Genomic DNA, 19,143 nt, shown 5'->3' with positions numbered 1-19,143 from the left:
AATGTCGATGGAAACACAAGACGTCATCAAACGCTCCGCCACTAACGGCTTTACCCCCGCGCCTCGTGCGCGGGATTACAAAGCGGAAGTGGCAAAGCTTATCGATGTCTCCTCCTGCGTGGGCTGCAAAGCCTGCCAGGTGGCCTGTTCCGAGTGGAACGATATCCGCGACGAGGTAGGGCATTGCGTTGGGGTTTACGATAACCCGGCGGATCTGAGCGCCAAATCCTGGACGGTGATGCGCTTTAGCGAAACCGATCAGAACGGCAAGCTGGAGTGGCTGATCCGTAAAGACGGCTGTATGCACTGCGAGGATCCGGGCTGTCTGAAGGCCTGTCCGTCTGCCGGGGCGATCATTCAGTACGCCAACGGTATCGTCGATTTTCAGCAAGAGAACTGCATCGGCTGCGGATACTGTATCGCCGGGTGTCCGTTCAACGTGCCGCGCCTCAATAAAGAGGATAACCGGGTCTACAAATGCACCCTGTGCGTGGATCGCGTCAGCGTCGGCCAGGAGCCCGCCTGCGTGAAGACCTGTCCGACCGGGGCCATCCACTTTGGCACCAAGAAGGAGATGCTGGAGGTGGCACAGCAGCGGGTCGATAAGCTGAAAGCGCGCGGCTATCCCAACGCGGGCATTTACAACCCGCAAGGGGTGGGCGGGACGCACGTGATGTATGTTCTGCACCATCTCGACCAGCCGGAGCTGTATCACAACCTGCCGAAGGACCCGGCGATCGATACCTCCATCAATCTGTGGAAAGGGGCGCTGAAGCCGCTCTCTGCGGCGGGCTTTATCGCCACCTTTGCCGGGTTGATTTATCACTACGTGGGTATCGGGCCGAATAAAGAGGTGGATGACGATGAGGAGGAACATCATGACTAAATCGAAAATGATTGTGCGCACGAAGTTTGTCGACCGCGCCTGTCACTGGACGGTGGTGATCTGTTTCTTCCTGGTGTCATTGTCGGGAATTTCGTTCTTCTTCCCCACGCTGCAATGGCTGACGGAGACCTTTGGCACCCCGCAGATGGGCCGTATTCTGCATCCGTTCTTCGGGGTGCTGATTTTCGTGGCGCTGATGTTTATGTTCGTGCGTTTTGTGCATCACAACATCCCGGACAAGCAGGATATTCCCTGGCTGAAGGGTATTGTTGAGGTGCTGAAGGGCAACGAGCATAAAGTCGCGCGAGTGGGTAAATACAACGCCGGGCAGAAGATGATGTTCTGGACCATCATGAGCATGATTTTTGTGCTGCTGGTGACCGGCGTCATTATCTGGCGTCCGTACTTTGCCCAGTATTTCCCGATGCAGGTGGTGCGCTATAGCCTGCTGATCCATGCGACCTCGGCCATTATTTTGATCCACGCCATTCTGATCCATATGTATATGGCGTTCTGGGTTAAAGGCTCGATTAAAGGGATGATCGAAGGGAAGGTGAGTCGCCGCTGGGCGCAGAAACACCATCCTCGCTGGTATCGGGATGTGGAGCGTATGGAAGCGCAAAAAGATGTGAGTGAAGGGATGAAGTAAGGTGCTCTGTTGCCCGGCGGCGCTGCGCTTGCGCGGGCCTACGGGGAAGAACCCCGCTCCGGACGGTGTTTCGGAGCGGGTTTAATGCTCCTTACCGGCGTTCTTTTCCTTAATACTTGTTTCCATGAGTTAGTTCTTCTTTACGGGCAATGTCATATCCATCCCGAAAAATAAAGACAATATCGCTTCGCCTGGTAATAGTTAAATGGCACTCTCCCGATAAATAACCGGGAGGCCGATACTCAGAACTTCTCTTTAATATAACGGAACGGATAAGCGGTCGGCTTAATTTTGCCAATTTTTCGTTTCGGTAATTTCACCGGTTCTTCTGGAATATCTTTATAGGGAATCTGCGACAGCAGATGCGAGATAATATTCAGCCGCACGCGCTTTTTATCTTCGGAGCGGGCGACAAACCACGGGGCCCAGGCGGTGTCGGTGGCGGCGAACATCGCATCGCGCGCTTCGGTGTAATCATCCCAGCGGGTGAAGGATTTAATGTCCATTGGGGAGAGCTTCCAGGTTTTCCGCCCGTCGTTAATGCGGTCGCGCAGACGACGCTCCTGCTCTTTTGGCGTCACTTCCAGCCAGTATTTAATGAGAATAATGCCCGCATCGACCATCGCTTTTTCAATGATGGGCGCACCGTCGAGGAATTTCTCTACCTGCTCTTCCGTACAGAACCCCATTACCCGTTCCACCCCCGCGCGGTTGTACCAGCTGCGGTCGAAAATCACGATTTCCCCCGCCGAGGGCAGATGCGGGACGTAGCGCTGGAAGTAGAGCTGGCTTTTCTCTTTTTCCGTCGGGGCGGGCAGCGCCACCACCCGGAATACGCGCGGGCTGACGCGCTCTGTCAGAGCTTTGATCGTGCCCCCTTTGCCGGCGCCGTCGCGGCCTTCAAAGACGACGCACACCTTCAGGCCCTTACTCACCACCCAGCGCTGAAGCGTTACCAGCTCCTCATGCAGGCGATGCAGCTCTTTTTCATACTCCTTGCGTTTAAGGGGGACGGGAGGCGTGTTAGTCGCAACGGGTTTGCTTTTCTTTTTATCTGCCATGATGCGTTCCTTTCAGGGATTCTGCCGGGACGGAGTGACATAACACTTTGAAGTGTAATCACCGACAGGGGGATTGGTGGAAAATATTCACACCCCACCCGAAATAATGGATGAAGCTGCCAGCGGCGCGATTTGAACTGGCTCACCATACAAGATTGTTCAATAATGTCTGTCGCAATTTTTTAACAAGTGGCTGTGGTATGAAAAAGACGGTGTTTTCGTTAGCGCTTGGCACGTTCGGTCTGGGGATGGCCGAATTTGGAATTATGGGTGTATTAACCGAGCTGGCGCGTGATGTGGGCATTACCATTCCCTCTGCCGGGAATATGATCTCATTTTATGCCTTCGGGGTAGTGATTGGCGCGCCGATTATCGCGCTCTTTTCCAGCAAGTTTTCGCTTAAAACCATTCTGTTGTTTCTGGTAACACTCTGTCTGATCGGCAATGCGATTTTTACTTTCTCCAGCTCATACACCATGCTGGCGATCGGACGGCTGGTCTCCGGCTTTCCACACGGTGCGTTCTTCGGCGTCGGCACCATTCTTCTCTCCCGCATTGCGCCCCCGGGCAAAGTGACGCTGGCGGTAGCGGGGATGATTGCCGGGATGACGGTCGCCAATCTTGCCGGCGTACCGCTTGGCACCTGGCTTGGGCACCAGTTCAGCTGGCGCTATACCTTCTTTCTGATCGCTGCATTCAATCTGCTGGTGCTGCTCTCTGTCGCCCTGTGGGTGCCGCAAACGTTCGATAAGACGCAGACCCGTCTACGGGAGCAGTTTCTCTTTCTGAAAAAGCCGGAGCCCTGGTTTATCTTTGCCGCCACCATGTTCGGCAACGCTGGGGTCTTCGCCTGGTTCAGCTTCGTTAAGCCGTTCATGATCAACGTGTCGGGCTTTTCCGAAGGGGTCATGACCGCGATCATGATGCTGATGGGGCTCGGCATGGTGCTGGGGAATCTCTTTAGCGGCAAACTGTCCGGGCGCTACAGCCCGCTGCGGATTGCAGCCTTCACCGATCTGGTCATTGTTCTCTCCCTGCTGCTGCTGTTTGCCTTCGGTGCATTCCCTGCGGCCTCGCTGGTGATGGGCTTTATCTGCTGTGCCGGGCTGTTTGCGTTGTCGGCACCGTTGCAGATCCTCCTTCTGCAGAATGCGCAGGGCGGGGAGATGCTCGGTGCGGCAGGCGGGCAGGTGGCGTTTAATCTCGGTAGCGCCATTGGGGCTTACTTTGGCGGGATGATGATTACCCTGGGCTATAGCTGGAGTTACGTCACATTACCGGCGGCGCTGCTTTCATTCTGCGCCATGTCGTCGCTATTGATTTATGGCCGTCTGAAATCGCGGCGGGGAGAGGCTAACGCACAGGCGATAGCCTAAGCAACGTGCGCGCAGATGCCCGGCGGCGCTGCGCTTGCACGGGCCTACGTTTTCCCCGGTCTGGCTTTTGTAGGCCGGGGAAGCGAAGCGCCACCCGGCAAAAAGCATTCACATCACGCTTTCGAGGTTTTTCAGGAAATCTTCAACCTGCTCTGACGAGGCAGTGTCTGCCTCGTAAAGAATATCCAGCGTGACATCCTTCAGGCCGCAAAAACCGAAAACGCCTTCAACCAACTGGGTTCGTATCGCCGTCGAATAGCCGTGTTTATCAAAGCCCTTGAGATCGCTGCCCGCCGTCGCGACAAGGCGTACCGGTACATCGCGTAAGTTACCCACAATCCGACCATCTTCCGCCACCTTGTACGCCCAGTTCAGGGTGAGTACCCGATCAAACCAGCCTTTCAGCAGACCCGGAACGGACCACCAGTAGATCGGGAAGACAAACACCAGCATATCTGCCCGCTCCACGCGCAGTTGTTCACGCCGGATATCGGCAGGCGGGGCGCTGGTCTCCCGGTGATACAGCGCAAGATCGGGACGCAGCATTGCCGGTGTAAAGGCTTCAGCGTGGAGATCGGCAATCTCGACCTGCGTACCTTGTTCACGTAAGCGGGCAGCAATTCGCGCCGCCAGTGTGTGGGATAACGAATTTTCGACAGGATGAGCCGTCACGATCAGCGCATTATCTATGACATGTGTTACAGACATAACCACCTCAGCACGCAGTTAACCTGTCACTTATCTTACTATTGGTAACTTACATGTCAATCCGGCAACACCACTCATTTTGTGCTGTCGGCACAGGTGTTCAGTACGCCAAACATCGCGCCGCAGAGCATATCTTCTGCGACGTTACGGGCCAGTGCCCCGTTGCTCGCGGCGGTACTAAGCGCCTCCGCCGCACCGATAATGGCCGTTAGCGCCGCTTCACCCTGCACCCCTTTCAGGGTGATATAGGGGGAGAGCGCCATGCGCAGGCAGTCTGCACATTCGGCAACGCAGGCTTCCCGAAATGTCAGCAGCGCCCGGGAGCCGGACAGGGCAGCAGCGATAGGGCCTGTCTCTGGCCCGGCGCTGATGGCGCAATCAATATAGGCGGCACTGAAAAAACGGACGGTGTTTTCCAGGGTTTTATTATCGACATTCAGCGTTTCACGGAATTTTTTTAACTGCCGATCGCTGTAATCCTGATACAGCGCCATCAACAACCCTTCACGATCGCCGAAGTGATCGTAGGGAATGGGCTTGGTGACGTTTGCCCGCTCGGCCAGATAGCCCAGCGTCAGTGCCTCGGTGCCTTGCTGACGCACGATCCCACGTGCCACTTCCAGCAACTGTACCCGTCGATCCTCTTTTCTTAACCGTTTAACGACCATATTGTCCTCGCGCCAGTGCCTACTAAAGGTAGTTTACACGGTTTATTCGCGAGGCTGTATGCTTTGCAATAATATCGCCGTCTCGTTGCTCCATACCAAATGGTTCCCTGGGTTAACATCAAACGGTTAACGCTCGCGAGGACCGCGGCGGCAGGATATGTTTCATATTACGGTGCAGAAGTGGATAGCGGGGTGTTGTGGCCGTAGGCCCGGCAAGCGAAGCGCCGCCGGGCATGCGAGAGTTATGAACGGAAATCAATCACCATACGGCCACGGATCTGGCCTTGCTCCATCTCTTTAAAGATGGCGTTGATATCCCCCAGCGGACGCAGCGCCACTTTCGGCACCACTTTGCCTTCGGCGGCGAACTGGAAGGCTTCGGTCAGATCCTGACGGGTGCCCACCAGCGAGCCCACCACCTGAATGCCATCCAGTACCAGACGTGGAATATCAAGGCTCATTGACTCCGGCGGCAGGCCAACGGCCACCACGCGACCACCGGCACGAACGGCATCTACCGCCGAGTTAAAGGCCACTTTCGCCACCGCCGTTACCACCGCAGCGTGGGCGCCGCCGGTTTTTTCCTGGATGAATTTCGCGGCATCCTCCGTGCGGGAGTTAACCGCCAGATCGGCGCCCATGCTCTCGGCCAGTTTCAGCTGTTCATCATTGATATCAACCGCAATCACTTTGGCGTTGAACACATTTTTGGCGTACTGCAGCGCAAGGTTCCCCAGCCCGCCGAGGCCATAGATAGCGATCCACTGGCCAGGCTTAATCTCAGAGACTTTTACCGCTTTATAGGTGGTTACCCCGGCGCAGGTGATACTGCTGGCGGCGGCGGAGTCCAGGCCGTCCGGCACTTTTACCGCATAATCGGCGGTGACGATGCACTCTTCCGCCATCCCACCGTCTACAGAGTAACCGGCGTTCTTCACGTTTCGGCACAGGGTTTCGTTACCGGAGTTACAGTATTCGCAGTGGCCACAGCCTTCGAAAAACCACGCCACACTTGCGCGATCGCCCGGTTTGAGCGAGGTGACGCCCGGGCCAATCTCTTGTACCACACCAATGCCTTCATGCCCGAGGATCACCCCGGTTTTATCCCCAAAATCGCCGTTTTTGACGTGAAGATCGGTATGGCAGACGCCGCAGCAGTCCATCTTCAGCAGCGCTTCCCCATATTTCAGCGGGCGCAGGGTTTTCTCGGTCACTTCTACCTGATGGTCTTTGGCCACGACAGCAGCTTTCATATGTTTCTCCATTTTCATATTGCGGATCTGCGGGGCAGGTTCGACAGAACGAAATACCCATTAAGGATTAGGTTATTTAATGATTGTGACAAGGCCATAGCAACATAATGTAATAATTTAATTGATTTTGTGCGGCCCGGGTCGCGCAAAATGAGTAATGGGCATAATAAAAGAGCGGTTATTATTTCTGCAGTAAATGTGTAATGTTTCTGACATAACCAGACCGTAAGGTGTTGTCTTCTCAATAACCGAAGAGTTAAAAAGACGATGCATCTGGTAAAAAAACTTCTCGCAGTGAGCGTTCTTTTGTCCGCTTCCGTACAGGCGCAAAACATCCTCGAATTCCCTCAGCCTGACAACAACCCGGAAGAGTTCTACGCCGTCACCGAAATTCCGGCGGGCGGGATCATTAAGTATGAAACCGACGCCAAAACCGGCTTTATCATCGCCGACCGTTTCCAGTCGATGCCGGTGGCTTACCCGGCAAACTACGGCTCGCTGACCCAGTCGCTGGCGGGGGATGGCGATCCGCTGGATGTGATTTTCTACACCCGCGCGCCGATGGCCCCGGGCACCCTGATTAAACTCCGCGCCATTGGCGTGCTGAAGATGATCGATGGCGGCGAGAAAGACGATAAAATTGTGGCGGTGCCAGCCAGCAAAATTGACCCGACCTATGACGACATCAAAGAGTTGAGCGATCTGCCGAAGATTGAGCAGCAGCGCCTGGAGTCGTTCTTCCGCGTCTACAAGCAGTTGCCGGAAGGGCGCAAGACGGTGGAACTGAACGGCTTTAACGATGCCGCCACCGCGAAGCAGGAGATCAAACAGGCATGGGATGCCTGGAAAACCCGTCAGCCGAAGTAAAAATTGCCCGGCGGCGGCTACCCGCCGGGCGATCTCCTACAGCTGCGCCGTCAGCGCGGCAATCTCCTCCAGCCACTGCGCCTGAAGCTGCGGCTTCTGATGTTTAGGCTTACGCAGCCGATCTTCTTCCAGCAGTCTTTCCAGCGTGATCAGCCGCTCCAACAGATCGTCAGCGGGTTCAGCCTGGCTGACGGACAGGGTAGCGGGAACCGGTTGGGCTTGTAATCCGCTCTCCTCACGCAGCCGGGCAAACACCGCGTCGGCATCGTGCCATTCGCTGAGTTTGCCCTTTTCAATCAGCCAGAAACGGTTACAGCTCTGACTGATTAACTGCCGATCGTGGCTGACCAGCAGCACGCCGCCTTCAAACTGTTGTAGCGTCTCCGCCAGCGCCTCTTTGCCTTCCATATCCAGATGGTTGGTTGGCTCATCAAGCATCAGCAGACTGAAGCGGGCCAGCGTCAGGCCAATAAAGAGCAGGCGCGAACGCTCTCCGCCGCTGAGGGTGCTGACCTTTTGCCCGTGGCGCGCCCAGGCGAACCCGGCGGAGATCAGCGCCATTTTGCGATCCTGGATGTTCGGTGCGAAGGGCTCCAGAGCATCAATCAGCGTGGCGTCATCCGCCAGCTGATGCAGGGTCTGGTCGTAATAGCCCAGCGTCACGCGCGGATGGATAGTCAATCCGGCGTGGCTTGCACTGGCGATAATCTGCTGCCAGATAAGCCGCATTAACGAGGATTTACCGCAGCCGTTACGCCCGACAATGGCGACCCGATCGCCGCTTTTTAAGCGGACGTTTTCTACCGAGAAGAGCGTCGGCAGCCCTGGAGCAGGCGCCACACCCAGCCTGTCGATCTCCAGCAGACGGTCGGCCCGCAGGGCATCGCCGCGCAGGGTTAAGGTCCAGGGGCTGCCCGAGGTCAGCGCCGTCTGGCTCTCCTTCAGCCGCTCTACCTGGCGCTCCATCTGTTTGGCTTTGCGAGCCAGATCTTCGTTGTCGTAGACCTTGCCCCAGGTCGCCAGCCGTTTCGCGCTGGCGGTGACCCGGTCGATCTCCTTTTGTTCCGCTTTATGGCGCAGGGCGTCGCTCTCGTCTTTCTCTGCCAGCGCCTGACGCGCGCGGGTGCAGGGAAGGGCGAAGTAGTGCAGCGTTTTGTCGCGCAGGATCCAACTGCCGTTGGTAACGGCATCCAGGAGCTGTCTGTCGTGAGACACCAGCACAAAGCTGCCGGACCAGCGCTGGAGGAACTGTTCCAGCCACAGCAGCGTAGGCAGATCCAGGTGGTTGCTGGGTTCATCGAGCAGGAGCAGATCCGGCTCGCTAATCAGCGCCCGCGCCAGCAGCAGACGGGTATGCTGGCCGCCGCTGAGGGTCGCCGAGGGCAACGCCATATCGTCCGGGGTAAAGCTCATGCTCGCCAGCAGCGTTTCTGCCTGCCAGCGCAGGCTTTCACGCTCGGCTACCGGCAGCTGCGCCAGCACCGCATCCAGCATGGTTAACGGATAGATCGTCTCCGGAAGATGCTGTTCCACCCGCGCCATCAGGCAGTGGCCGGCCAGCGCCACCGTGCCGGAAAGCGGCGTTTCGGTGCCATCGAGGATCTTCAGCAGGGTACTTTTGCCGCAGCCGTTATCGCCCAGCAGACCAATGCGGTCGCCTTTTTTCAGGCTAAAGGTGAGGTCGTTAAACAGCGTGTCAAAGGCGGTATCAACACGAAGAGAAAGTGCAGTCAGTAATGTGCTCATTTGCTTACTCAAGAGTTACAGGCATGGAAATGCCTCGTCAATCAACGCTGACGATAACCCGGTAAGCCCGAGAGAAGGGATGTCTTAGGTGTCTTCGCTCAAGCCGAAGTTATCGCAGCACGAAACCGATAACGCTTGAGCAGGTGCGATCACCAAGGTGGAATGAAATATCAAAGATTTCATTGCACAGCATAATTAGCCTCCTTTTTATTCAGTGGGTTGATGGATGAAGCGAGTGTAGCGGGGAAGGTGTCTTTCAGCAAGGAATGTTAGTTGGTTGCATTTTAAAACCACATCATCTAGCCTTTATTTGGTTTTACTTTAAAACCAATTGAGAGGATGTGAGAGCATGAAAGTGGAAATGGCGTTATCGACAGGGGAGGCGAAACCTGCGGGTCTGTCGCGTAGCCTGGTATGGCTCTTCGCGATCGCCAGCGGAATGAGCGTGGCGAATGTCTATTTCGCGCAACCGCTGCTGGATGCGCTGGCGCAGGATTTTGCTATCAGCCAGGCGGCGGTCGGCGGCGTTGTCACTGCTACCCAGGCCGGTTGTGCGCTGGCGCTGCTCTTTCTGGTGCCGTTGGGCGACGGGATGGATCGCCGTCGATTGATGATGATCCAGCTTCTGGCACTGGTGGCCGTGCTGGTGGCGGTGGGGATGGCACAATCCGCGCCTGTGCTGCTGACGGCGATGCTGGCTGTCGGCCTGCTCGGTACGGCGATGACCCAGGGGTTGATCGCTTATGCGGCGAATGCGGCTGCGTCTCACGAGCAGGGGCGTGTGGTGGGGGCGGCGCAGGGCGGAGTGTTTATTGGTTTACTGCTGGCGAGGGTTTTCGCCGGGAGCGTGAGTGATCTCGCGGGCTGGCGCGGGGTCTATTTCTGCGCAGCGGGCCTGATGCTAATGCTTGCGATCCCCCTGCTGCGAGGGCTACCTGCCACACCCGCGGTTAGCGGTACGCTCAGCTATCCGCGTCTGCTCGCCTCAATGGTGACGCTGCTTCGTCAGGAAAAGGTCTTACAGGTCAGGGGCATTCTGGCGCTGCTGATGTTTGCAGCGTTCAACATTTTCTGGAGCGCGTTGGTATTGCCCCTGAGCGCGCCACCCTTTAATTTCTCCCATACCGCCGTAGGCGCGTTTGGGCTGGTTGGGGTAATTGGTGCCCTTGCCGCAGCGCGGGCCGGGCAGTGGGCCGACCGGGGACTGGCGCAACGCACCAGCGCGATGGCGCTTCTGGCGCTGCTGCTTGCCTGGTGGCCGCTGTCGCTGATGGAGGTGTCGCTGTGGGCGCTGGTGATCGGCATCGTGTTGCTCGATCTGGGCGGTCAGGCATTGCATGTCACCAATCAGAGCCTGATCTTTCGCACCCGGCCAGAGGCGCACAGTCGGCTGGTTGGCCTCTATATGCTGTTTTACGCCGTCGGCAGCGGGCTGGGGGCGATTGGCACCACTTTTACCTGGGCTCATCTGGGCTGGCAGGGGGTCTGTTTGCTGGGGGCGATGGTCAGCCTGCTGGCGCTGGTGTTCTGGTGGGTGACGCGGGGCAGGTAAGGTGCGGTCGGTTCGCCGGGCAAGCGTAAGCGCCGCCCGGCGATGCAGGAGGTTAGATCGAAGTCCGACGGTAGCTGCGGTATTCCGGCTTCCAGAAGTTCTCGTCAATCGCCTGCTGCAGGGCGTCAGCAGAGGTTTTCACCGCCACCCCTTGCTGCTGCGCCATCTTACCCACCGCAAAAGCGATCGCTTTCGACACCACGTGAATATCCTTCAGTTCCGGCAGAACCAGCCCTTCACCGTTATTGACCAGCGGAGAGTGCTTCGCCAGGGTTTCGCTGGCGGACATCAGCATCTCATCGGTGATGCGCGAGGCACCCGAGGCGATAACGCCAAGGCCAATCCCCGGGAAGATATAGGAGTTGTTGCACTGGGCGATGGGGTAGATTTTGTCCTTCCAGACCACTGGCGCAAACGGGCTGCCGGTGGCGACCAGCGCATTGCCTTCGGTCCAGGCGATGATGTCCTGCGGGGTGGCTTCCACGCGCGAGGTCGGGTTCGACAGCGGCATCACGATTGGGCGGGCGCAGTATTTATGCATCTCGCGGATGATCTCTTCCGTGAAGAGCCCGGTCTGGCCGGAAACGCCGATCAGAATGTCCGGCTTCACGTTGCGGACCACATCCAGCAGTGAAAGCACTTCGTTATCGGTATCCCAGTTTTTGAGGTTCTCGCGCTTTTGCACCAGCTTGGTCTGGAACGGCAACAGGTTCGGCATGGCGTCGGTCAGCAGGCCGAAGCGGTCGACCATAAAGACGCGGGAACGCGCCAGCTCTTCGCTGAGCCCTTCGCGCTGGGTCTGGGCGATGATCTGCTCGGCGATGCCGCACCCGGCGGAACCGGCGCCGAGGAAGACGATTTTCTGGTAGCTGAGCTGATTGCCCGCCGCGCGGCTGGCCGCAATCAGCGTACCGACCGTTACCGCTGCGGTGCCCTGAATATCATCATTAAAGGAGCAGATTTCGTCGCGATAGCGATTCAGCAGCGGCATGGCGTTTTTCTGGGCGAAATCTTCAAATTGAAGCAGTACGTCCGGCCAGCGGTGTTTTACCGCCTGGATGAAATCATCCACGAACTGATAGTACTCGTCGTCGGTGATGCGCGGGTGGCGCCAGCCCATATAGAGCGGATCGTTGAGCAGCTGCTGGTTATTGGTACCTACATCCAGTACCACTGGCAGGGTGTATGCCGGGCTGATGCCGCCGCAGGCGGTGTAGAGCGACAGCTTACCGATCGGAATGCCCATTCCGCCGATCCCCTGATCGCCGAGTCCCAGAATACGTTCCCCGTCGGTTACGACGATCACTTTGATGTTATGGTTGGAGACGTTCTGCAGAATGTCATCCATGTTGTGACGGTTCTGATAGGAGATAAACACGCCCCGTGAGCGGCGATAGATTTCCGAGAAACGTTCGCAGGCGGCGCCGACGGTTGGGGTGTAGATCACCGGCATCATCTCGTCGAGATGGTTTTGCACCAGGCGGTAGAAGAGGGTTTCGTTGGTGTCCTGGATATTGCGCAGGTAGATATGTTTATCGATCTCGGTTTTGAATCCCTGGTACTGGATCCACGCGCGTTCGGCCTGTTCTTCAATGGTTTCGACCACTTCCGGCAGCAGGCCCAGCAGGTTGAAGTTGCTGCGCTCTTCCATGCTGAAGGCGCTGCCCTTGTTCAGGAGGGGAAACTCCAGCAGTACCGGACCGGCGTAAGGAATATAGAGGGAGCGATTTTTTTTGGCTTTGTTGTCCATGTTACTCACTTAATTTTTTGGAAATCCGTCCCTGGCACTGGTGTTGATCATTGTCGCTGTCGTGCCCGCAGGGGATGTCAGGCGCATAGTATAGAGGAGGTGAATGTTAAAAACTGCAACATACAAATAAAAACACCATCGGTTTTGCCGATGGTGTCGGGGATCTTTAGGGAGAACTTACTTTGGTTGCTGGCGTTTTCTGCCGGTGGCGTGGGTGACCTGCGTTTCGCTGCCTCCCTCAATGACCACTTTGCGCTGGTTAGACACCTTGTAGTTCATTCCCAGAATATGGCGTGCCTGACGGTTCGATTTCATATTGACTCCTCCATCCTGTTGATAGTGATAAGGTGATCGAAATATAACCCTTAAGGTTGCCTCTCCAGCATAGCAGGTTTTCAGAAACTGTCGTGCTGGCCGCTTACGACGTAGTTAATGGTTTGCTGGTAGATATCACTGAGGATGTCATTGTCTGAGGCTTCTACCCACTTTGTCAGTTCCATTAAAATGTCATCTTCAGTGACCGCGCCCATTTCAGCGCGTAAACCCTGTGCGATAGCGTTAACCAATTCCGGCTGTGCGGATGTCGTATTTGCAGAATAATAATTAAACATGTTGCCTCCGTGTCGTTTTCTGTTTAATGGTCCGGCTCGCAAAAACATCGTGATATTCAGAATGACAAATATTTTTGCCGCTGTGTTTAAGAATCCTCTCAGAAATATTGCTGTCATAAAATCATGCTTTTTCATGATCTTAGAAAATAGAATATATTCTTTAGACTCCTTAAAAATAATCCTGTGTCAGTTGGCCCCGAATTAAATATTATTGTAGACAGATTTAAATTACACGGAAAAATCCTGGTTGCAATAGTCATAACCTCTCCGACTTCACAGATTAATCCTGATATATCACACTTTCGGGCTCTCTCTTCAGCGTGGTCTATACTGAAGGCTTTGTAAGCCAACAAGGAGAGCAAGAATGACAATTCATAAGCACGGTTCAGCACACTGGTCTGGTGATATTAAACGCGGCAAGGGGACGGTTTCGACTGAGAGCGGCGTTCTTAATCAGCAACCTTACGGCTTCAACACCCGCTTTGAAGGGGACAAAGGCACCAACCCGGAAGAGTTGATTGGTGCTGCGCATGCGGCCTGTTTCTCTATGGCCCTGTCGTTGATGCTGGGTGAGGCGGGCTATACTGCGGATTCCATTGATACCAATGCAGATGTCTCTCTGGATAAAACCGACAGCGGTTTTACCATCAGCAAAGTCGCTCTGCAGAGCAAAGTAACCGTTCCGGGCATCGACCCGCAGCAGTTTGACGGCATTATCCAGAAAGCGAAAGCGGGATGCCCGGTTTCACAGCTGCTGAAAGCGGAAATCACCCTCGACTATCAGCTGAATTGATTGTCCTGCCGGGCGTTGCGCCCGGCTATCCCTTCACCGCGGCGGGAAAGACCTCCGCCAGCCACGCGATAAATACCCTCAGACGATGCGTCATATGCCGGTTTTGCGGATAAACCACGTAAAATGGGTAGTGCGGCGGGCGCCACCTGTCGAGGATCTCTACCAGCGTGCCCGCTTCCAGCAGTGCGCCTGCTGAGTAACGAAACGTCTGTATTATCCCCATCCCGGCCACCGCTGCCGCCAGATGACCGTTGCTCTCGTTCACACCTATATGATGCACCAGATTAATGTCGCGGATCTCATTCTCATGGGTAAAGCGAAACGGCACGGCGCGTCCGGTTACTGGCGACAGATAACTTACCAGCTTATGGCCGTTGCGCAGCTCCTCCGGATAAGCGGGGGTCCCGTACTGCTTCAGATAGCCCGGTGTGGCACAGGTGACCATCTCTGCATTGCCAATATGCCGGGCAATAAGCGAAGAGTCCTCCAGCGCGCCGCCGCGGATAACGCAGTCCACGTTGCCGCTGATAAGATCCACTGGCCGGTCGGCCACACCAAGATCGATACGGATAGCGGGGTAGCGGCGTATAAAATCCGGCAGCGCAGGGATCAGCACGTCTCGCGCCGTAGAGCCGCCCACGTCGATGCGGAGGTGCCCCTGGGGCTGCTGTTTCGCCTGGCTGAAAGAGGTGTCTATCTCTTCGATATCAATCAGCACCCGGCGGGCTTTTTCGTAATAGTCCTGGCCCTCTGGCGTCGCCGTCACCCGGCGGGTTGTGCGTTGCAGCAGCCGCACGTCCAGATGGGCCTCCAGCGCTTTCACCAGCTTGCTGAGGCTGGCGATGGGCATATTCAGTGAGTCCGCCGCCCGGGTAAAGCTGCCGGTTTCTACCACGCGCGTAAAGGCGCGCATGGCCTGTAATTGATCCATAGAGGGGCGCTCCGCCACAGAGATTATTCCCACAGGGAAAAAGTGATTTCCATTTTTGCTAATTTTTCACTAATGCCGCAAGGGCTACAGTGCTTCCACACCAACAATGTGGAAGGAAAAGCAAAATGAACACAGCATTAACAGATAAAATCGCACTCGTCACCGGCGGCACCAGCGGCATCGGTCTGGCAACGGCAAAAGAGCTGCAAGCCCAGGGGGCGAAGGTCTATATCACCGGTCGCCGCCAGGCGGAGCTGGACAACGCCATCGCCACCCTCGGCGGGCAGGTCACCGGCATTCGCGCCGACGCCTCCGTACTCGCCGATCTTGATACCGTTTATGCCCAAATCGCCGAACAGTCCGGGCGGCTGGATGTGCTGTTCGCGAACGCCGGCGGGGGCGATATGCTGCCTCTGGGGGCGATAACCGAAGAACAGTTCGACCGCATTTTTGCCACCAACGTCCGCGGCGTACTGTTTACCGTTCAAAAAGCGCTGCCGCTGCTGGCCGACAAAGCCTCGGTGATCCTGACCGGCTCCACGGTCTCCATTAAAGGTACCGCTAACTTCAGCGTCTATAGCGCCAGCAAGGCGGCGGTAAGAAACTTCGCCCGCTCCTGGGCGCTGGATTTGCAGGGGCGCGGTATCCGGGTGAACGTGGTCAGCCCGGGCCCGATTAAAACCCCGGGGCTGGGAGAACTGGTGCCAGAAGATCAGCGGCAGGGGCTGTTTGATGCCTTAGCCGCTACGGTACCGATGGGGCGTATTGGCGAGCCGGAAGAGGTGGGGAAAGCGGTGGCGTTCCTCGCCTCCGATGCCGCCAGCTTTATCAACGCCGTCGAGCTGTTTGTGGACGGCGGGATGGCGCAAATCTGACGCAAACAGGACTGACTGAACGTGCCACGGACGGCATGTCTGTCTGCAACAACAAGGATGTTTCTCTACTTTATGGCACCAATAAGCATTCACACTGATTATTTTTGAGCCGAATCGATCTTTTCTGAATATATCCTCGTAATACTATTAGGCCACGAATGTAATTTATGCTAAACAATAGCTTAAAAGCCCTAACATTCGACCAGGAACACTAGCTGTGCTGACGACTCTTATTTATAAAAGCCAGTTAAATCCATCCTGCCAATCATTATCTCTTATTTCACTTGTTGAAAAAGCCAGGCAGCGGAATTCCGCCCTGGATGTGACGGGCATTTTGCTGTTTAACGGCGTCGACTTTTTGCAGATCCTTGAAGGATCGGAAGAGGTCATTGAAAAACTGTTTTGTAAGATCCGTAGCGACAAACGCCATCACAGCGTGGTAGAGCTGATGCGCGATTATGGCCCGCACAGACGCTTCGAAAATGTCGGCATGCTACTCTTCGACCTGCTGGTTGATAGCCAGAAATCGGTGCTCTCATCGGTGCTGCGCTACAGCAAGCTGGACTACTATCTGGCAGCGCAGGATCGGGTGTTCAAGTTTATTCAGTCGTTTATTACCCGGGAACAGCCCACCCGCGACCGGACGGTCTTCCTGCCGGAGAGATGGAGACTGGCCCCGGAGCATGCCCCGTTTGGGCAAGGCATCAACGCGCTCATCGAAAATCAGGTCTGCCAGTTTGCCCTGCAACCCATTATTGAACCCACCGAGGGGAAAATCTCCTCGCTGGAGGCGTTAATTCGCGGTAACGACGGAGGAAGTCCGGAACGCTTCTTTAGCGCCATCGATCAGGACAAAATGTACGAAGTGGATCTCCAGACGAAGGCATATGCTTTTGCCCTGGCGGAGAAAATCGGCATCGGCAATCATAAAATCGCCGTCAATCTGCTGCCGATGTCGCTGGTGAATGTCCCTGGTGCTGTTGATTTTCTGATGGACCAGATCCTCATCCACGGCCTGCAGCCGGAGCAGGTGGTGATTGAAGTCACCGAAAACGAAATGATCTCCGGGTTCAACCAGTTTAACAGCGCCATTAAGCAGCTTCGGGCGGCAGGTATTGGCCTGGCGATCGATGATTTTGGCTCCGGGTATGCCGGGCTGTCGCTGTTAACCCGTTTCCAGCCGGATAAGCTCAAAATCGACCGTGAGATTGTCAGCGACATCCATTTGAGCGGCCCGAAGCAGGCAATTGTGAAGTCGATTATCAGCTGTTGTACAGACCTTGAAATTGCGCTGGTGGCCGAGGGCATTGAGAAGATCGACGAGTGGTGCTGGCTGGAGTCGGCTGGCATTAAGCGTTTTCAGGGCTTTCTCTTCTCCCGGCCAAAATTAAACGGGGTAGGAGAGATCCACTGGCCGCAGTTGTCCAGCACACCTTTCCTGAGCGATTAAATATTCAGCAATAAGGATTGGGTAAATAGTTGAATATTTACAATGCTTCGCAGGTTAAATTATTAGCAAATATTTTGTAATGCAGTGATTTTAATAAATTTAATGTTTTTTCGGCTTTTTTATTAATAAATAACTTTAACTCAATGTTAATTTTGCGCTGCCGATAATACCTCAGACCGTATTGTTTCTGAGGTATTTATGTCATTAAAAAAGTCATCTCTTGCCATCCTGCTTGCCCTGCTGTTTTTCTTTGTCGCCAGTGCCGCAACTAACGTCTGGCTGGCCATTAAAAGCAACAACTCCCTGGATAACGTGAATAAAGAGATTCAGGTGGTGTTATCCATTATCGATCCCATTAACCATAGCCGTACCCTGCGCGTGCGGGTTATGGAGTATATGAAACAGGTGGAAAGTGGCGACACCACCGGTCTCGATGAGAAGCTGGCCTCCGTTAAGCTGGCTCTGACCAAAGCCGATGGCGCCTTCGCCGCGTTTAATGACGCCCCCCGCCTGGCGGACGAAGCGCCGCTGGTGAAAAACTATAATGACGGCTGGCTGGCCTACCGCGATCGTGGCCTGGTGCCGATGATTGAGGCGGCTTCCGCCCATGACAAGGCAAAGTTTGATGCGCTGATCCCGCAGATTTCTGGCCTCGACCGTCAGTACGAAATTGTCCTCGATCAGGTGCTGTCGGTGCACCAGAAATACGCGAAACAGTTAAATGATGATGCGCGGACGCAGTTTTCATCCGGCTTAACCATCATTATTGCTTTTGCCGCCCTGTTTGTGGTGGTCATTGTCGGGGTGAGCGTGCTGATGAAGCGGTTTGTCTTAGCGCCGATTCATCTCGCCCGTGAGCACTGCAGCCAGATCGCCGCCGGTAAATTAACGGAAGCGGTACCGCAGAAAACCGGATCGAACAATGAGATCGACCTGCTGATGGGCTCGATGGAGGAAATGCGTCTGGCCCTGCTGGATACCGTCTCTCAGGTACGTGCCGCCTGCCATACCGTTAACCACGCCTCGCAGGAGATTGCCTCCGGCAATATCGACCTGGCTTCCCGCACCGAGCAGCAGGCTGCCGCCCTGACGGAAACGGCCGCCAGCATGGAGCAGCTGAGCGCGACGGTTGCCAATAATACCGAGAACGTCAACCAGGCAGGTAAGCTGGTGCAGGATGCGGTAAACAACGCCCGTACCGGGGAGGCCGTGACCCGCGAGGTGATCGAAACCATGAACACCATCGCCGCCAACTCTCAGCGCATCGAAGATATCACCAGCGTCATTAACAGCATCGCCTTCCAGACCAACATTCTGGCGCTGAATGCCGCCGTTGAAGCGGCGCGCGCCGGGACGCAGGGGCGTGGATTTGCAGTGGTGGCGACTGAAGTGCGCACTCTGGCGCAGAAAAGCGCCGTGGCGGCGAAGGATATTGAGAACCTCATCGCCCAGTCGGTTTCCAGCGTGAAAAACGGTTCGCAGCTGGTGAATCGCTCGGGTGAGGTCATTCATGCCATCATCACCTCGGTGAACAAAGTCAACGCGCTGATGGAGCAGATTCAGGTGGCGTCCGAAGAGCAGAGCCGCGGCATTGGTCAGGTAGGGCAGGCCGTGACCGAAATGGATGGCGTGACCCAGCAGAACGCCGCGCTGGTGCAGGAGTCTGCGGCGGCAGCGGCTTCGCTGGAAGAGCAAGCCAGACACCTCACCCAAAGTATTGCCAGCTTCCGCCTTCCGGAACCAGCATAAGGCAATGTCTGATTGCCCGGCAGCGCTGCGCTTGCCGGGCCTGCAGTTTTATCGTTCGTAGGCCGGGTAAGGCGCAGCCGCCACCCGGCGATACCCTGACCACACCTTTTCCTGCCGCTTCGTCGTGACCCATCTCACATTAATTTCCTGGTCTATGCTTGATGTGCATGCGCGGCGGATTGCCGCCGCACTTTCTCTTTTTCCCTCTGCGTAACGAT

At 55.8% G+C, this 19,143-nt stretch carries 18 protein-coding genes; 9 read left to right on the top strand and 9 right to left on the bottom strand.

Annotated elements, in window-relative coordinates:
• The first annotated feature begins 1 nt into the window (after position 1).
• Positions 2–886: a formate dehydrogenase subunit beta gene (fdxH, locus tag GNG29_RS11040; protein ID WP_156654501.1), complete on the top strand. Its 885-nt coding sequence runs from the start codon at positions 2–4 to the stop codon at positions 884–886.
• Entirely contained in the window at positions 879–1,535 is a 657-nt protein-coding gene (fdnI, locus tag GNG29_RS11035) for a formate dehydrogenase-N subunit gamma (RefSeq protein ID WP_103179627.1), read from the top strand. The genes fdxH and fdnI overlap by 8 nt, the downstream gene beginning before the upstream one ends.
• A gap of 242 nt (positions 1,536–1,777) precedes the next feature.
• On the opposite strand, the gene ppk2 is transcribed toward fdnI, so the two are convergent.
• Entirely contained in the window at positions 1,778–2,596 is an 819-nt protein-coding gene (gene ppk2 / locus GNG29_RS11030) for a polyphosphate kinase 2 (protein ID WP_156654500.1), read from the bottom strand.
• Positions 2,597–2,796: 200 nt separating this feature from the next.
• Here ppk2 and araJ point away from each other — a divergent pair, with 200 nt between their 5' ends.
• Positions 2,797–3,972: an MFS transporter AraJ gene (gene araJ / locus GNG29_RS11025; RefSeq protein ID WP_156654499.1), complete on the top strand. Its 1,176-nt coding sequence runs from the start codon at positions 2,797–2,799 to the stop codon at positions 3,970–3,972.
• 108 nt (positions 3,973–4,080) lie between these two features.
• Here the strand turns inward: araJ and GNG29_RS11020 are convergent, their stop codons facing one another.
• The 3 genes from GNG29_RS11020 to adhP form a co-directional block, all read right to left on the bottom strand.
• A complete protein-coding gene (locus tag GNG29_RS11020) occupies positions 4,081–4,680 on the bottom strand; it encodes an NAD(P)H-dependent oxidoreductase (RefSeq protein WP_156654498.1) in 600 nt (199 codons plus the stop codon).
• Positions 4,681–4,754: 74 nt separating this feature from the next.
• Positions 4,755–5,348, bottom strand: a complete 594-nt coding sequence (locus tag GNG29_RS11015) for a TetR/AcrR family transcriptional regulator (RefSeq protein WP_156654497.1) — start codon at positions 5,346–5,348, stop codon at positions 4,755–4,757.
• A gap of 242 nt (positions 5,349–5,590) precedes the next feature.
• Positions 5,591–6,601 carry an alcohol dehydrogenase AdhP gene (gene adhP / locus GNG29_RS11010; RefSeq protein WP_156654496.1) on the bottom strand — a complete coding sequence of 337 codons (1,011 nt, stop codon included), beginning with the start codon at positions 6,599–6,601 and terminating at the stop codon, positions 5,591–5,593.
• Between the two features lie 267 nt (positions 6,602–6,868).
• Here adhP and GNG29_RS11005 point away from each other — a divergent pair, with 267 nt between their 5' ends.
• Positions 6,869–7,468 carry an inorganic diphosphatase gene (locus tag GNG29_RS11005; protein ID WP_156654495.1) on the top strand — a complete coding sequence of 200 codons (600 nt, stop codon included), beginning with the start codon at positions 6,869–6,871 and terminating at the stop codon, positions 7,466–7,468.
• A gap of 36 nt (positions 7,469–7,504) precedes the next feature.
• Here GNG29_RS11005 and GNG29_RS11000 read toward each other — a convergent pair whose 3' ends face one another.
• Positions 7,505–9,214 carry an ABC-F family ATP-binding cassette domain-containing protein gene (locus GNG29_RS11000; RefSeq protein WP_156654494.1) on the bottom strand — a complete coding sequence of 570 codons (1,710 nt, stop codon included), beginning with the start codon at positions 9,212–9,214 and terminating at the stop codon, positions 7,505–7,507.
• A 349-nt stretch (positions 9,215–9,563) separates the two neighbouring features.
• On the opposite strand from GNG29_RS11000, the gene GNG29_RS10995 reads away from it, so the two are divergent.
• Complete coding sequence (locus GNG29_RS10995) at positions 9,564–10,766, top strand: MFS transporter (protein WP_156654493.1); 1,203 nt, start codon at positions 9,564–9,566, stop codon at positions 10,764–10,766.
• Positions 10,767–10,818: 52 nt separating this feature from the next.
• Here the strand turns inward: GNG29_RS10995 and GNG29_RS10990 are convergent, their stop codons facing one another.
• The 3 genes from GNG29_RS10990 to bdm form a co-directional block, all read right to left on the bottom strand.
• Positions 10,819–12,516 carry an NAD-dependent malic enzyme gene (locus GNG29_RS10990; protein WP_103179618.1) on the bottom strand — a complete coding sequence of 566 codons (1,698 nt, stop codon included), beginning with the start codon at positions 12,514–12,516 and terminating at the stop codon, positions 10,819–10,821.
• Positions 12,517–12,693: 177 nt separating this feature from the next.
• Positions 12,694–12,831, bottom strand: a complete 138-nt coding sequence (sra, locus tag GNG29_RS10985; RefSeq protein WP_103179617.1) for a stationary-phase-induced ribosome-associated protein — start codon at positions 12,829–12,831, stop codon at positions 12,694–12,696.
• Between the two features lie 80 nt (positions 12,832–12,911).
• Positions 12,912–13,127 (bottom strand): biofilm-dependent modulation protein, encoded by a 216-nt coding sequence (gene bdm / locus GNG29_RS10980; RefSeq protein ID WP_139565102.1) that lies wholly within the window; start codon positions 13,125–13,127, stop codon positions 12,912–12,914.
• A gap of 364 nt (positions 13,128–13,491) precedes the next feature.
• On the opposite strand from bdm, the gene GNG29_RS10975 reads away from it, so the two are divergent.
• Positions 13,492–13,920 (top strand): OsmC family protein, encoded by a 429-nt coding sequence (locus GNG29_RS10975; protein ID WP_156654492.1) that lies wholly within the window; start codon positions 13,492–13,494, stop codon positions 13,918–13,920.
• A gap of 25 nt (positions 13,921–13,945) precedes the next feature.
• Here GNG29_RS10975 and GNG29_RS10970 read toward each other — a convergent pair whose 3' ends face one another.
• Positions 13,946–14,851, bottom strand: coding sequence for a LysR family transcriptional regulator (locus GNG29_RS10970; protein ID WP_156654491.1), 906 nt, complete (start codon positions 14,849–14,851; stop codon positions 13,946–13,948).
• A gap of 125 nt (positions 14,852–14,976) precedes the next feature.
• Between GNG29_RS10970 and GNG29_RS10965 the strand changes: the two genes are divergently transcribed.
• From GNG29_RS10965 to GNG29_RS10955, 3 genes are all read left to right on the top strand, one after another.
• Entirely contained in the window at positions 14,977–15,726 is a 750-nt protein-coding gene (locus GNG29_RS10965) for an SDR family oxidoreductase (RefSeq protein ID WP_156654490.1), read from the top strand.
• Between the two features lie 217 nt (positions 15,727–15,943).
• Positions 15,944–17,176, top strand: a complete 1,233-nt coding sequence (locus GNG29_RS10960; protein WP_156654489.1) for a diguanylate phosphodiesterase — start codon at positions 15,944–15,946, stop codon at positions 17,174–17,176.
• Positions 17,177–17,374: 198 nt separating this feature from the next.
• Positions 17,375–18,925 carry a methyl-accepting chemotaxis protein gene (locus tag GNG29_RS10955; RefSeq protein WP_156654488.1) on the top strand — a complete coding sequence of 517 codons (1,551 nt, stop codon included), beginning with the start codon at positions 17,375–17,377 and terminating at the stop codon, positions 18,923–18,925.
• Positions 18,926–19,143: the final 218 nt, after the last annotated feature.

It is taken from the genome of Leclercia sp. Colony189, assembly GCF_009740165.1.
Classification (GTDB): Bacteria; Pseudomonadota; Gammaproteobacteria; order Enterobacterales; family Enterobacteriaceae; genus Enterobacter.
The sequence above is the reverse complement of the archived record's forward strand: the minus strand, read 5'-3'. Positions and strand labels throughout refer to the sequence as shown.

Bases quoted from the DNA above. Each gene is read 5' to 3' on its own strand.
- GNG29_RS11000 (WP_156654494.1), bottom strand. From the start codon at position 9,214: ATGAGCACATTACTGACTGCACTTTCTCTTCGTGTTGATACCGCCTTT.
- GNG29_RS10965 (WP_156654490.1), top strand. From the start codon at position 14,977: ATGAACACAGCATTAACAGATAAAATCGCACTCGTCACCGGCGGCACC.
- GNG29_RS10975 (WP_156654492.1), top strand. From the start codon at position 13,492: ATGACAATTCATAAGCACGGTTCAGCACACTGGTCTGGTGATATTAAA.
- ppk2 (WP_156654500.1), bottom strand. From the start codon at position 2,596: ATGGCAGATAAAAAGAAAAGCAAACCCGTTGCGACTAACACGCCTCCC.
- bdm (WP_139565102.1), bottom strand. From the start codon at position 13,127: ATGTTTAATTATTATTCTGCAAATACGACATCCGCACAGCCGGAATTG.
- GNG29_RS11020 (WP_156654498.1), bottom strand. From the start codon at position 4,680: ATGTCTGTAACACATGTCATAGATAATGCGCTGATCGTGACGGCTCAT.
- fdnI (WP_103179627.1), top strand. From the start codon at position 879: ATGACTAAATCGAAAATGATTGTGCGCACGAAGTTTGTCGACCGCGCC.
- GNG29_RS10970 (WP_156654491.1), bottom strand. From the start codon at position 14,851: ATGGATCAATTACAGGCCATGCGCGCCTTTACGCGCGTGGTAGAAACC.
- GNG29_RS11015 (WP_156654497.1), bottom strand. From the start codon at position 5,348: ATGGTCGTTAAACGGTTAAGAAAAGAGGATCGACGGGTACAGTTGCTG.
- araJ (WP_156654499.1), top strand. From the start codon at position 2,797: ATGAAAAAGACGGTGTTTTCGTTAGCGCTTGGCACGTTCGGTCTGGGG.
- GNG29_RS10995 (WP_156654493.1), top strand. From the start codon at position 9,564: ATGAAAGTGGAAATGGCGTTATCGACAGGGGAGGCGAAACCTGCGGGT.
- GNG29_RS10955 (WP_156654488.1), top strand. From the start codon at position 17,375: ATGTCATTAAAAAAGTCATCTCTTGCCATCCTGCTTGCCCTGCTGTTT.
- adhP (WP_156654496.1), bottom strand. From the start codon at position 6,601: ATGAAAGCTGCTGTCGTGGCCAAAGACCATCAGGTAGAAGTGACCGAG.
- fdxH (WP_156654501.1), top strand. From the start codon at position 2: ATGTCGATGGAAACACAAGACGTCATCAAACGCTCCGCCACTAACGGC.
- GNG29_RS11005 (WP_156654495.1), top strand. From the start codon at position 6,869: ATGCATCTGGTAAAAAAACTTCTCGCAGTGAGCGTTCTTTTGTCCGCT.
- sra (WP_103179617.1), bottom strand. From the start codon at position 12,831: ATGAAATCGAACCGTCAGGCACGCCATATTCTGGGAATGAACTACAAG.
- GNG29_RS10990 (WP_103179618.1), bottom strand. From the start codon at position 12,516: ATGGACAACAAAGCCAAAAAAAATCGCTCCCTCTATATTCCTTACGCC.